This window comes from Shewanella sp. BJSY2023SW005 (genome assembly GCF_047314585.1).
GTDB classification, from domain to species: Bacteria; Pseudomonadota; Gammaproteobacteria; order Enterobacterales; family Shewanellaceae; genus Shewanella; species Shewanella algae.
Map to the genome: position 1 here is coordinate 1 of NZ_JBKORJ010000037.1, position 14,152 is coordinate 14,152.

General features: G+C 54.0%; 11 protein-coding genes. 1 reads left to right on the forward strand and 10 read right to left on the reverse strand.

Translation table 11 applies throughout. The annotated features are described in order from the left end of the window. Positions 1-476: 476 nt before the first annotated feature. Positions 477-3,200 carry a preprotein translocase subunit SecA gene (secA, locus tag ACMHXI_RS11200; protein WP_044733552.1) on the reverse strand — a complete coding sequence of 908 codons (2,724 nt, stop codon included), beginning with the start codon at positions 3,198-3,200 and terminating at the stop codon, positions 477-479. A gap of 58 nt (positions 3,201-3,258) precedes the next feature. Further along, positions 3,259-4,158: a M23 family metallopeptidase gene (locus tag ACMHXI_RS11205; protein WP_028781130.1), complete on the reverse strand. Its 900-nt coding sequence runs from the start codon at positions 4,156-4,158 to the stop codon at positions 3,259-3,261. A 28-nt stretch (positions 4,159-4,186) separates the two neighbouring features. On the opposite strand from ACMHXI_RS11205, the gene ACMHXI_RS11210 reads away from it, so the two are divergent. Then, positions 4,187-4,639, forward strand: a complete 453-nt coding sequence (locus tag ACMHXI_RS11210) for a DUF721 domain-containing protein (protein ID WP_025010897.1) — start codon at positions 4,187-4,189, stop codon at positions 4,637-4,639. 8 nt (positions 4,640-4,647) lie between these two features. On the opposite strand, the gene lpxC is transcribed toward ACMHXI_RS11210, so the two are convergent. From lpxC to murD, 8 genes are all read right to left on the reverse strand, one after another. Further along, positions 4,648-5,568, reverse strand: a complete 921-nt coding sequence (gene lpxC / locus ACMHXI_RS11215) for a UDP-3-O-acyl-N-acetylglucosamine deacetylase (RefSeq protein ID WP_025010896.1) — start codon at positions 5,566-5,568, stop codon at positions 4,648-4,650. Between the two features lie 178 nt (positions 5,569-5,746). Next, a complete protein-coding gene (gene ftsZ, locus ACMHXI_RS11220; RefSeq protein WP_025010895.1) occupies positions 5,747-6,919 on the reverse strand; it encodes a cell division protein FtsZ in 1,173 nt (390 codons plus the stop codon). A gap of 35 nt (positions 6,920-6,954) precedes the next feature. Then, a complete protein-coding gene (gene ftsA / locus ACMHXI_RS11225; RefSeq protein WP_025010894.1) occupies positions 6,955-8,190 on the reverse strand; it encodes a cell division protein FtsA in 1,236 nt (411 codons plus the stop codon). Between the two features lie 3 nt (positions 8,191-8,193). Further along, positions 8,194-8,958 carry a cell division protein FtsQ/DivIB gene (locus ACMHXI_RS11230; RefSeq protein WP_106408513.1) on the reverse strand — a complete coding sequence of 255 codons (765 nt, stop codon included), beginning with the start codon at positions 8,956-8,958 and terminating at the stop codon, positions 8,194-8,196. A 96-nt stretch (positions 8,959-9,054) separates the two neighbouring features. Continuing rightward, positions 9,055-10,524 (reverse strand): UDP-N-acetylmuramate--L-alanine ligase, encoded by a 1,470-nt coding sequence (gene murC, locus ACMHXI_RS11235; RefSeq protein WP_219160194.1) that lies wholly within the window; start codon positions 10,522-10,524, stop codon positions 9,055-9,057. Beyond that, positions 10,521-11,624 (reverse strand): undecaprenyldiphospho-muramoylpentapeptide beta-N-acetylglucosaminyltransferase, encoded by a 1,104-nt coding sequence (murG, locus tag ACMHXI_RS11240; RefSeq protein WP_101095162.1) that lies wholly within the window; start codon positions 11,622-11,624, stop codon positions 10,521-10,523. The genes murC and murG overlap by 4 nt, the downstream gene beginning before the upstream one ends. Beyond that, positions 11,621-12,838: a cell division protein FtsW gene (gene ftsW / locus ACMHXI_RS11245; RefSeq protein WP_117200230.1), complete on the reverse strand. Its 1,218-nt coding sequence runs from the start codon at positions 12,836-12,838 to the stop codon at positions 11,621-11,623. Before ftsW ends, murG begins: the two co-directional genes overlap by 4 nt. Next, complete coding sequence (murD, locus tag ACMHXI_RS11250) at positions 12,828-14,147, reverse strand: UDP-N-acetylmuramoyl-L-alanine--D-glutamate ligase (protein ID WP_413734945.1); 1,320 nt, start codon at positions 14,145-14,147, stop codon at positions 12,828-12,830. Before murD ends, ftsW begins: the two co-directional genes overlap by 11 nt. Positions 14,148-14,152 lie beyond the last annotated feature (5 nt).

The window sequence follows — 14,152 nt, forward strand, 5'->3', positions numbered from 1 at the left end:
CTCTTCATCGAGTTAAATCGTTTTGTCGATTTCTCAATGCCTGTGAGTGTCCACACAGATTGCTTGATAGATTGTTAAAGAGCAGGACCGCGATGATTCTCATCGGGTCAGGGCTGCGTATTCTACACATCCCTTTTTCAGCGTCAAGCCCTTTTTTATCTGGTTTCGAGCTAGTGATGTTTTTAACTTCACACCGTTGAAACCAAGGCTTGTTGCCGCGTTACCGACTTTGAATTTGAACAGATATTTGTTCTCGTTCGCCGTGTCAGTGGGTGCGCATTATAGGGAGCCAAAACTTTTGCGCAAGGGCTTTTTTCAGTATTTTGCGATCTTTTTTGAGGCCATAGGGTTAGTCACACGTTAAGCACTTTTTACCCCCAGAGTTATCCACATTTGTGAGTTTGTGGAGCAAAAAACGCATTTCAAAAGCAACAAAAAAGGCAATCCGGAGATTGCCTTTAATGACTTACAGTGTGTTAGCTCAGTTTGCCATGACACTGTTTGTATTTTTTACCTGAGCCGCAAGGACAAGGATCGTTGCGCCCAACTTTCTCACCATCACGCACAACTGGAGTATGTGCAGCAACTTCAGCATCGTGTTCGGCTTCATTCAAAGCTTCAGATGTGGCGTGCTGATATTGATGCTGGATCCGCGCTTCTTCTTCACGACGACGGGCTTCCATTTCATCTACATCTGATTGAGCCTGTACCTGAACCTTGGACAGAATACTGATCACATCATGCTTGAGTGACTCCAACATCTGCTGGAACAGCTCAAAGGACTCACGCTTATATTCCTGTTTGGGGTTCTTCTGAGCATAACCACGCAGGTGGATCCCCTGACGCAGGTGGTCCATGGCAGCCAGGTGCTCTTTCCACAAACCATCCAGGGTCTGCAGCATCACGGCCTTTTCGAACTGGCGCAGCACCTCAGGGCCCACCATCTGCTCTTTGGCCTCATAGGCCTTGAGCCAGGATTCGATGATCCGCTCACGCAGGGTCTCTTCGTGCAGGTCTTCTTCTTTATCCAGCCACTCCTGCAGCGGCAAGTCCAGTACAAATTCCTGCTTGAGTCGCTGCTCGAGGCCGGGAACGTCCCAGAGCTCTTCAACTGACTGTGGTGGAATGTATTGATCGATAACGCCTGTGATCACGTCTTCCTGAATAGTCTTGATGGTATCTTCAATGCTTTCGGCATCCATCAGTTCGTTACGCTGAGCGTAAACCACCTGACGCTGGTCGTTGGCAACATCATCAAACTCCAGCAACTGCTTACGAATATCGAAGTTACGGGCTTCCACTTTGCGCTGGGCATTCTCAATCGCACGAGATACCCAAGGATGTTCGATGGCTTCGCCTTCTTCCATGCCCAGCTTCTTCATCATGTTGGCAACGCGATCTGAAGCGAAGATCCGCATCAGACTGTCTTCCATCGACAGGTAGAAACGTGATGAACCCGCATCGCCCTGACGGCCGGAACGACCACGCAGCTGGTTGTCGATACGGCGGGACTCGTGACGTTCTGTGCCCAGAATGTGCAAACCACCGGCAGCAACCACGGCATCGTGACGCTCTTGCCAGTCGACACGGATCTTGGCGATCTGCTCCTCGGTTGGGTTTTCCAGTTCCTCAACTTCCGCTTTCCAGCTGCCACCCAAGACGATATCCGTACCACGACCGGCCATGTTGGTGGCTACGGTTACCGCTCCACTACGTCCGGCCTGAGCAACAATTTCAGCTTCTTTTTCGTGGAATTTGGCATTCAGTACCTTGTGAGGGATCTTTTCCCGGTCCAACAGGTTGGACAACAGTTCAGACTGTTCGATGGAAACTGTACCAACCAATACCGGCTGACCACGTTCACGGCACCCTTTGATGTCCTGAATAATGGCGGCGTACTTTTCTTTGGCAGTGAGGTACACCAAGTCAGCCATATCGTTACGGATCATCGGCCGGTTGGTGGGGATTACTACGGTATCCAAACCATAGATATGCTGGAATTCGAAGGCTTCGGTATCGGCAGTACCTGTCATACCGGCCAGTTTTTCATACTGACGGAAGTAGTTTTGGAAGGTGATAGAAGCCAGGGTCTGGTTTTCATTCTGGATCTTCACGCCTTCTTTGGCTTCCACCGCCTGATGCAAACCTTCAGACCAACGGCGCCCCTGCATGGTACGGCCAGTGTGCTCATCGACGATGATCACTTCGCCGTCCTGCACAACATAGTCGACATCACGTTCAAACAGGGTGTGAGCGCGCAGCGCGGCGTTAACATGGTGCAACAGTGAGATATTGGCGGCCGAGTAAAGCGAATCCCCTTCGGCCAGAAGTCCGGCCTGGATCAACAGGAGTTCAATTTTTTCCTGGCCGCGCTCAGTCATGTGAACTTGCTTGGCCTTTTCATCAACACTGAAGTCACCCTCACCGACATAGTCGTCCGAGTCTTCTTTATCCTGGCGGATCAGATTAGGGATCAGTGTGTTGACCTTGATGTAGAGCTCAGAGCTGTCTTCCGCGGCGCCGGAGATGATCAGCGGTGTACGGGCTTCATCAATAAGAATGGAGTCGACTTCGTCTATCAGAGCATAATGCAATGGACGCTGTACCCGCTCCTGTGGTGAAAACGCCATGTTGTCGCGCAGATAGTCGAAACCAAATTCGTTGTTGGTGCCGTAAGTGATATCTGAGTTATAGGCAGCTTTCTTTTCCAGCTGACCAAGACCGGCGACGTTAACCCCAACCGTCATTCCAAGGAATTCAAACAGTGGGCGGTTAGTGTCGGCGTCACGGCGAGCCAGATAGTCGTTCACTGTAATAACGTGAACGCCCTTACCGGTCAGTGCATTGAGATAGGCCGGCAGCGTGGCGGTCAGAGTCTTACCTTCACCGGTGCGCATCTCGGCAATGCGGTTGCTGTCCAGCACCATACCACCTATCAACTGCACGTCGAAGTGGCGCATCTCGAACACCCGCTTGGAAGCCTCTCGCACAGTGGCAAAGGCTTCGGCCATGATGTCGTCAAGGGTTTCCCCTTTTTCGAGCCGATCACGGAACTCCTGGGTTTTGGCCTTGAGCTGCTCATTGCTGAGTTGCTCATATTCACCTTCGAGTGCGTTGATCTTGTTGACTATCTTGCCCAGGGCTTTAAGGGTGCGGTCGTTACGACTACCAAATACTTTTGTCAGTAATTTACCTAACATCTGAATCACTTATTCTGTTGTAGGCCAAGCCTCTTGCGAGTCTGGCGGCCAGTTCCAATTAACCTGCTTTGCGGTAGACGTACTTCTTGGGATCTATCTGCTGTCCACCCCGCAACACTTCGTAATGCACATGGGGTCCTGTCGAACGCCCAGTGCTTCCCATGGTGGCAATTTTCTCGCCCTTGGCGACCACATCACCTACAGTTACTGACAAAGCTTTATTATGGCCATAGCGGGTGCGCAATCCGTTACCGTGATCTATCTCCACCAACTCACCATAGCCAAACATATTCCCGGCCCATGTCACTACACCACCACCGGTGGCGATTACATCGGCTCCTTCTGTACCCGCAAAGTCTATGCCTTTATGCACAGTTCTGCGGCCATTGAAAGGATCATTACGTAAACCGTAGGGCGAAGATAACCAACCTTTATTGATTGGCCGCCCTGATATATAACGCTCTTCATCTATATGGAGATTGGAAGCCACTGTTTCAAGCAGTGACAACTGAGCATTATTGCTATCAATTCCTGATGCCAGCCGATCCATATCAGAGATCAGCTGCTCCAGCTCTATGCTGGTACCCAGCTCGCTTAGACCCCCCAGACCTACCTCGGCGCCAAAATCGAACTGTTCTTCAAGTTGGTAATTCTGGGCAAGAGTTTGCCCGAGAGCCTCAAGCCGGGTCAGTTTGGCCTGCATTCTGGCGACATGCGCCACCAGAGTTGCCAACTGAGTCTCTGTTGCTTGCTTGAGTTCTTTGACTTGTTTCTGTTGCTGCTCACGAGCCTGACGCTCGTTGTCGACGTTAGCCTGTTGCGACTCAAATCGCTCGGCGTTGTAATGATAGAGCCCTGTGCCCGCAGCGAGGAGCAAAATAGGCAACAGCAACCAGCGTTTGCCCGGTTGCCAGCGCGTCACGCCATTCCGACCTTGAATAAAAACTGTTACACTCATAGCCTAATTCAGCCATCTTATTATCGTAATGAAGAAGCTCCCTCAGCACCTCAGCCAATTACTGCATCAGTCGGGACGTTTGCCCGATCTGGCCGAGAAAGCGGAGCTTTTGTTGTATCTGAACCAGCATGTCAAACAACTGCTGTCAGGCCCTGTCAGCGAACAGCTGAAAGTTGCCAATCTGCGCCAAAGTGTGTTGGTTATTGAGACCCCTTCCGCCGCTTGGGCCGCCAGGATTAACTTTCAAAAAACCAAACTTCTTGCCCAACTTCAGGCAGAAACGCTCCCAATGCTTACCGCTATTGAGGTTAAAGTCAACCCGGCACTGGCAACATCGGGGGCAAAACCCCAAGTGGTTCACAGACAGCTGAGTGAAACTGCAGCTTCACATATTAATGCACTGGCCGAACACACCGAGGGCGAGCTGGGCCAGAAACTAAAACGGCTGGCTGCATTAGCCAGCCGTAAAAGGCAGTCCTAGTTTTACGATTAAGCCATCACGACATTGGATGGCATCATAAAGCTGACAGGCACATCCGCTTCTTTTTCAAAGCTGACCAACTCCCAGGCATCCTGCTGAGCAAGCAATGCCCGCACCAGCTGGTTGTTCAGGGCATGCCCCGTCTTGTAGGCACAGAATTCTCCGACTATGGCGTGACCCGCCACATACAGGTCACCAAACGCATCCAGAATCTTGTGCTTAACAAATTCATCCTCATAACGCAGGCCATCGGGGTTGAGGACACGATATTCATCAAGCACAACCGCGTTTTCCATACTGCCGCCCAATGCCAGGTTGTTGGCACGCAGATACTCGATATCACGCATAAAACCAAAGGTTCTGGCACGACTGATATCTTTCACAAAGGCAGAAGAGGAAAAATCCATCACCATATGCTGTTGACTACGGGCGATTTCAGGGTGATTGAAATCGATGGCAAAATCGACTCTGAAACCTTTGAAAGGTCGCAGTTCAGCCCACTTATCACCGTCTTCAACACGCACTGTGCGCTTGATTTTCAGATATTTCTTGGCCGCTGACTGATCTTTGATCCCCGCGCTTTGCAGCAGGAATACAAAAGGGCTGGCACTGCCATCCATGATAGGAATCTCGGGAGCATCCACTTCAATAACGGCATTGTCGATTCCCAAACCCGCGAGTGCAGCAAACAGATGCTCAATCGTTGAGATGCGAACACCTTCATCATTGACCAGAGCCGTACACATAGTCGTTTCACGCACCTGCTCTGCCTTGGCAGCAATCTCCACTGCCGGCTGCATATCGGTGCGCACGAGTACGATCCCTGTATTGACTGGTGCGGGCTTGATAGTCAAAGTCACCTTATTGCCGGAGTGCAAACCGACACCGGTGGTCTTTACCATTTTTTCAACAGTTCTTTGAAAAATCATTTAGTTACCCGTATTCATCTCAACAAAAAGCCCTGCCTTTGACGATAAAATCGACACTCGTCAGGCGCGGCTGGCCGGATATCCTAGCATAAATTGGTAATTTCACAAAAATTTACCTGCCTTTGCTTAACAGAAACAAAGGAGATCACCCAATTTACACCAGCGATAACCGCCAGTATCAGTCGGCTTGCTTACGCAAAAACGCCGGAATATCCAAATAATCAAGCTCGTTTTTGTGCGGGTTGGGCGCAGGCTGTGACGCAGGAACCGCATTGCTCTTGTGAGATACAGGCGCAACGGCTTCTTCCTGAGGCACGTATGCTTCGACCTTAGGCTCTGGCACAGGTTCCTGACGTGGAGCAGGTTTGGATACCAGCTGAATGTCAGGTTTTCTTTCCGAACCTATACCGGTAGCAACTACAGTGACTCGCAGCTCATCGCTCATTTCCGGATCGATAACAGCACCAACTACCACTGTCGCGTTGTCAGAAGCGTAAGCCTTGACGTGGTTACCCACAGTCTCGAACTCTTCAATGCTCATATCCATGCCGGCAGTGATGTTGACCAGTACGCCGCGGGCGCCTGCCAAGTCGATATCTTCCAGCAGCGGACTGGCAACGGCCGCTTCGGCAGCTTCTTCGGCGCGGTCTTCACCACGAGCTACCCCTGTGCCCATCATGGCGTTACCCATTTCGGACATAACAGTTTTCACGTCGGCGAAATCGACGTTAATCAGACCGGGACGGGTGATCAGCTCGGCGATACCCTGCACCGCGCCCAAGAGTACGTTGTTGGCGGCAGCGAAGGCATCCAGCAATGATGTACCACGGCCCAATACCTTGAGTAGCTTCTCGTTGGGGATAGTGATCAGCGAGTCAACATGTTTGGCCAGCTCTCCAATGCCCTGATCGGCATAGGCCATACGCTTCTTGCCTTCGAATGGGAAAGGCTTGGTGACCACGGCCACTGTCAATATCCCTTCTTCGCGGGCAATCTGCGCCACCACAGGAGCAGCACCTGTACCCGTACCACCGCCCATGCCGGCAGCGATGAAGATCATATCCGAGCCCTTGATGGCCTCACGGATATTTTCACGATCTTCTTCGGCAGCAGCGCGACCGACTTCCGGGTTGGCACCGGCACCCAGGCCCTTGGTGACATCACGTCCCAGTTGAATTGTGGTGCCCGCGGCAGACTTACGCAGTGCCTGGGCATCTGTATTGGTGGCAACAAACTCAACACCTTCGATGTTGTGTTTCACCATATGTTCGACGGCATTACCACCGCCACCACCGACGCCGATGACCTTTATCACCGCCTCGTCAGAATGAGTATCCATGATCTCAAACATGGTTGAATTCTCCGTATTACCTGCGTTTACGTAAGTTAAAACTCACCTTTAAACCAGCTCTGAACCCGATTCCAGAGACTGGTCACCCCTTGACGCTCGGGTCGTTCAAACTGACGTTCGATAACCCTGCGCGCGCCGTAATGTAACAGCCCAACACCTGTGGAGTAGATGGGCTGATCCACATATTCATACAAACCTTTCACCGGCAGCGGTGATGCCACCCTGACCGGCATGCCGAACGTGGCTTCGGCAACATCCACCGCCCCTTCGATAGAGGCGGTGCCCCCGGTCAACACTATGCCGGCGGCAATTTGATCTTCCAGGCCACTGTCCTTGAGCTCTTTGAATACCAACTCGAACAGTTCCTGATATCTGGGTTCAACCACTTCGGCCAGAGTATGACGCGACATGGTTCTTGATGGCCGACCACCTACGGACGGTACCTCTATGCTGTCCTCACGGCTCACCATGGAGCTGCGGGCACTGGCATGCTGCACTTTAATCTGCTCGGCATGCGACAGCGGCGTGCGGAAAATTTTGGCGATATCACTGGTTACCTGATTGCCGGCCACCGGCACCACGGCGCAGTGACGCAGAGCGCCATTGGTATACACAGCGATATCTGTGGTACCGCCACCGACATCCACCAGACAAACACCCAGATCTTTTTCATCATTGGTCAGTACCGCATCGGCCGAAGCGATACCGGAAAACACCAGGTCGTCCACCTTGAGGCCACAGCGCTCAACACTCTTGGTGATATTCTTGGCCATATCATTGGCGCAGGTAACTATATGCACCTTGGCTTCCATCCGCATGCCGGACATGCCGATAGGGCTGCGGATCCCTTCCTGAACATCTATGGCATATTCCTGCGGCAGTACGTGCAAAATGCGGCGCTCGGTGGGGATCTTCACCGAACGGGCCGTGTGAATGACGTTGTCCACGTCTTCCTGGGTCACCTCTTCATCATTGATGGAGACCATGCCGTTTTCGTTCTGACAATCAATATGCTTGCCGGAAATGCTCAAATACACCGAAGACACCTGACAGTCTGCCATCAGCTCGGCCTGATCCAGGGCCCGCTGCACACTGCGCACGATAGAATCGAGGTCGTTGACCCCGCCTTTATCCATGCCGCGTGATGGATGATTACCCAGACCGACGACACTGATTTCGCCATCAGGCAAGACTTCACCTATGATCACAGCGACCTTGGATGTCCCTATGTCCAATCCGACGATCAGATTTCTATCTTGGTTCTTGGTCATTAATTAACGGCTCTCTTCTTGTGCGTCTTCCCAGCCTACTGCCAGACCCGTGTCATAGCGTAGATCCACTCTGGCGACACTCTTTTCCTGTTTAACCAACTCGGGATACACGTTGATAAAACGCTGTATCCGCGCCATCTTATCCTCTCGTCCCAACTCCAGCATGATGCCGTTGCCCAAAGTCGCCTCCCAGGCATGTCTCGGGCTGAGACTCAATCTATCCAGCTTGAAGCTGTTTATCCGCAGCAGTTCATCCATCTGCCGAAAGGAGATCAATACCTCCTTCGCCATAGGTTCAGGTCCCGCCAGCCAAGGCAGATTTTCCAGCCCGGGTTGCGGTGGCGCCAGGAACACCTCGCCGTGTTCATTGAGCCATTCATCCTGATTCCAGTGCGCCACGGCGACCTGCTCCTGCAGATAAACCTTCAGCTTGGCCGGCCATTCGCGCCGAACCGAGGCCCTGTATACCCAAGGCAGGGCCTCCAGCGCCTGCTGCACCTCGGCCACATCAGCGCTGAAAAAGCTACGCTGCATCAAGTCCTGCAAGGCGCCACGGATTTCCGCATCCGTGGTGTACTGGCGCTCGCCTTTTATCGCCACTGCCTCAATGGGCAAAGCCTCGGCATCATTCAGCACCAGTCCCAGTTTCCAAGCCGCCATGCCGAATGCCGCCAGTACCAACAGCAGAAAGCCAATCCCGCTGCAGAGATACCAATTGACTCCGGCTAGCCTTGCCCGGCCCTTGTGCAACCTGTCCTTCAGCGCCATGGTCCTGCCCGTTAGCTTGACGGAAAACCGGCCATTATATAGGGCTGGTTTTCTTGGTCAAAAGATACTGTTTTCAAGCCATTAAGCGGCGAAAATCTATTCAGCAATCGTATCTTTCTTATCATCACTAAACCCCAGTTTGCTGCTCGCCAGTTGGCGCGCCAGGGCGCCTATATTGCCGGCGCCTTGGGTCATCAGCAGATCGCCGTCCTTGAGCACATCCGGCAGTATCTCCTGCAACTGCTCCGGCGTAGCGACATAGATAGGGTCGACCTGACCACGCAATCTGATGCTGCGGCACAACGCGCGGCTGTCTGCTCCCGCGATAGGTGCTTCACCGGCGGGATAGACCTCCAGCAGCAATAGGCCATCGACCTGAGACAATACTTCGACAAAGTCCTCGTACAGATCCCGGGTGCGACTATATCTGTGTGGCTGATAAGCCATCACCAGGCGCTTATTAGGCCAACCGGCACGAGCCGCCTTGATAGTGGCAGCGACTTCACTGGGATGATGGCCGTAATCATCAACCAGCATCACCTCGCCCTTGGGAGTATCGAAGGCCCCCAGGTGCTGGAAGCGGCGGCCAATTCCCTGGAACTCCGCCAGCGCCTGCACTATGGCGGCATCATCTATATCATCTTCACTGGCCACGGCAATCGCCGCCAAGGCGTTCAGCACATTGTGCCGTCCCGGCAGATTCAGCAGCAGCTCCAAGTCGTCCCGCCCCTTGCGACGCACGGTGAAACGGCATTGATGTCCTTCCTGGCTAAAGTTGAGTGCCTGCACATCGGCCTCATCACTGAAGCCATAGGTCACCATGTGGCGACCAATACGCGACATGATCTCTTTCACCACAGGATCATCGATACAGAGCACGGCCACGCCGTAGAACGGCAGGTTATGCAGGAAGTCCACAAAGGTGGTTTTCAACTTCTCAAAATCGCCGCCATAAGTATCCATATGGTCGGCTTCAATATTGGTTACCACACTCACCATGGGCTGCAGATGCAGGAAGCTGGCATCACTCTCATCGGCCTCGGCGATAAGGTAACGGCTGTGCCCCAAGCGAGCATTGGTGCCGGCACTATTGAGCAGACCACCTATTACAAAGGTCGGATCCCGCTCGGCCTGGCCATAAACACTGGCGATAAGGCTGGTTGTAGTGGTTTTGCCATGGGTGCCGGCAATCGCCACCCCATGACGGTAACGCATCAGCTCGGCCAGCATCTCGGCACGGCGCACTATCGGAGTGCGGCTGGCTCTGGCGGCCGCGACTTCCGGGTTATCCGCTTTAATCGCGGTGGAAACCACCACCACATCAACGTTCACCACAGCCTCGGCACTGTGGCCGATAATGATGCGAGCACCCAGAGCCGCCAAACGCTCAGTCACGGCATTTTCAGCAATATCCGAACCACTGACCTGATAACCTTCGTTGACCAGAACCTCGGCAATGCCCCCCATGCCGGCACCACCTATGCCAACAAAGTGAATACGACGCACCCGGCGCATTTCCGGGATCATGGCGCGAAGCTGGGCGTATTTCTCTGCTCTGTTATTCATCTATTTCCTTTCTCTGCCAGTTCGATACAGACTTGGGCGACTTTATCGGTCGCATCCAGCACGGCGGCCGCTCTGGCTCTTTGCCCCATCAGGGCCAATTCATTTCTATCACTGCCAAGCAAGGCCAGCTTATTCGCCAGCCTGGGCACATCGACAATAGGCTGCGGCAACAGGAAGGCCGCACCCGCATCCACCAACACCTGGGCGTTGCGGGTCTGGTGATCATCCACCGCATGGGGATAAGGCACCAACAGGCTGGGCAGGCCAACGGCCGCCAACTCGGAAACGGTTAAGGCTCCGGCGCGGCAGATGACCACATCGGCCCAGCGATAGGCGGCTTCCATATCATCGATAAACTCAGCCACTTTGACTCTGCCGTCTTGTCCCAGCTGCTGATATTCGGCTTCCACCGGCGCCTGATTGCCCTTACCCACCTGATGCCAAACCGTCACCGACTGTGACTTGCTGACCTCGGCAACCACGGCCGGCATAAGGTCGTTGAATACCTTGGCCCCCAAACTGCCACCGACGACCAGAATTTTCAGCGCATCCTGATGCTGGGCTCTGGGCTGCCCACCCAGAGTGATAAGCTCCTGGCGAATAGGGTTGCCCACCACTTCGGCCTTACCCGGCTCGAAGGTATTGGCAAAGGCGCACAGCACCTTAGTGGCGATACGGGAAAGCAGCTTATTGGTCATCCCCGGAATGGCGTTTTGCTCATGCAACACCAACGGAATACCACTGAGCTTGGCGGCAACGCCGCCCGGACCGCTGGCAAAGCCGCCCATGCCCAACACCACATCCGGCCGAAATTCGCGGATGACCCTGCGCGCTTGAATAATCGAGCGCAGCACCTTGAAAGGTGCCGCCAGCTTGCGCACTATGCCGTTGCCGCGCACGCCCTTGATGTCGATAAAATCTATGTCAAAGCCGTGTTGAGGCACCAAGCGCGCCTCCATCCGGTCTGCCGTACCCAGCCAACGCACCTGCCAACCCTGCTGTGCCAGGCGTCTGGCCACTGCCAACGCCGGAAAAACGTGACCGCCGGTACCACCGGCCATCACTAAAATACGTTTGTTATTCAAATTGTTACCCTTCATGACTTCAGCCTCCCCTGCACCGCCTGGATCAGGCTGAGACGCCGCTCATGATCTATCCGGATCAGCATCATGACCGCAGCCGTCATCACCCAGAGACTACTGCCGCCATAGCTGATAAAGGGCAGTGTCAGCCCCTTGGTCGGCAAAATGCCGATACTGGCGCCCACGTTCACCACAGTCTGGAAACAGATCCAGATCCCTATGGCGTAGGCCAGATAACCCTCAAATGCCCGATCCATGGCCAAGCATTGACTGCCGAGACGAATTGCCCGCAGCGCCACAAACAGCAGTACCGCCAGCACAGCGATAATGCCCATAAATCCAAGCTCTTCCCCTATAACGGCAAAGATAAAGTCAGTGTGCGCCTCCGGCAGGTATTCCAGTTTCTGGATGCTATTACCAAGTCCCTGACCAAACCAGTCGCCGCGGCCATAGGCCATCAGCGACTGAGTCAACTGGTAACCACTGCCGAACGGATCCTGCCAGGGGTCGAGGAAGGAAGTTACCCGCCGCATCCGGTAGGGCTCCCGCAGAACCAAAGCCACAAAGGTCATAACCCCTGCAAGGATTAACGCAAAGAAGTCCAGCAAACGGGCGCCGGCCAAAAACAGCAGCCCGACTGTGCCAACAAACAGCACCACCACAGTTCCCAGATCAGGTTGCATCAGGATCAAGAAGGCATAGACGGCAAAAACCGCAATCGGTTTGTAAAAGCCCTTGGCGTTTTCACGCACTTCCTGATGCCGCCGTACCAGATAACCGGCCATGTAGACCGCAAAAGCAAACTTGGCTATCTCGGCTACCTGAATTCTCACCGGCCCCAGAGACAGCCAGCGGGTCGCCCCATTTACCGTGGTGCCCACTATCAGCACAGCCACCAACATGACTCCAACCAACAACAGCATCAGCGGACTCAGTTGCTGCCAGCGCTGCATCTCTACCTGCAACACCACTGCGGCTATCACCACGCAACCCACCAGATAAAACAGATGACGGGTCACAAAGTGAAACGGATTACCTGTCAGGCTCTGGGCTTCCGGCATAGAAGCCGACATCACCATCACAAAGCCAAAGGCGATCAACGACAAAACGGCAAGCAGCAAACGCCGGTCATACAGTTGCATGCCCTGCGATTGCTTCTCACCGAACCAGTCGGGCCAGCGCCACTTGAGGCTGGTTCCGAACAGGCTGAGTTGTCGTTCATCACTGCTCATCCAGCGCCTCCACCAGTTGGCGGAAATCATCGCCTCTGGCCATAAAGTTGCTGTACATATCCAGGCTGGCACAGGCCGGTGACAACAAGACTATGTCTCCGGAACTCGCCAGCTCGGCGGCTTTGCTCACGGCTTCTGCCATGGAGCCAACCTTGATGGCGCCCTCTTTCAATGCCGCAATCTTGTCACCGTCTCGCCCCAGGGTAATAAGGTGAGTCACAGAGCCGAGCGCATTGGCAAGCGGCCGGAAATCGGCTCCTTTACCATCACCACCGGCAATCAGGATCACATCACCGAGGTAGTCGCTGAGCCCTTCGAGCGCAGCCACGGTAGCGCCCACATTGGTGGCCTTGGAATCGTTGATCCAAGTGGCGCCATTCTTGACCGCCACCAGTTCACATCTGTGCGGCAAGCCTTTGTACTCGCGGGCCACTCTGGCCATGGCTTCCTTATCCACGCCGGCCGCATCGGCCAACGCCATGGCGGCCAGCAGGTTGGCGTGGTTATGGCTGCCGAGCAGTGCCACATCCATCAGATTCATGATTTCACTGCTGCCGTGGAAAATCTTGCCATCGGTGATCCCCCACTCATCCCCTTCGGGGTTACCCAGACCAAAGCTATTGTTGTTCATGGGTGACATGGGCTGCGTTTGCGGATCATCCCGGTTGAAAATCGCCAGTCGGCTCAGTTCATAGAGCCGCAGTTTAGCCTGACGATAGGCTTCCAGGTCGCTGTATCTGTCCATGTGGTCTTCGGAAATGTTCAGGCAAGTTGCCGCCAAACACTTGAGACTATGAGTGGTTTCCAACTGGAAACTGGATAGCTCCAGCACATAGTGACTGACGTTTTCGCCCAAAAGCTCCAACGCCGGCACCCCTATGTTGCCGCCGATGGCGGCTTGCTTGCCACCGGCTTTGAGCATTTCACCGACCAGAGTCGTCACAGTCGACTTGCCATTGGAACCGGTAATCGCCAGCACACATGGGCCCTTGTCGGCGATGGCGCGGGCAAACAGTTCCACATCGCCGATCACTTCTATGCCCATATCCAACGCTGCCCTTACTTCGGGGGTATCCATGGGGATCCCTGGACTGATGATGATCTGCTCGGCCTGCACCAGACCACGGCAATCGAAACCACCGAAGCAAAACTCCAGATCCGGAAACTCATTTTTCAGCGCCTCAGCACCGGGTGGATTGCGGCGGCTGTCCATCACCATAGGGGCATGCCCCTGAGCCACCAGATAGCGCACCACAGACAAGCCTGTGGCCCCCAATCCCAACACTATGCGCGAACAGCGACTCATCATGACTG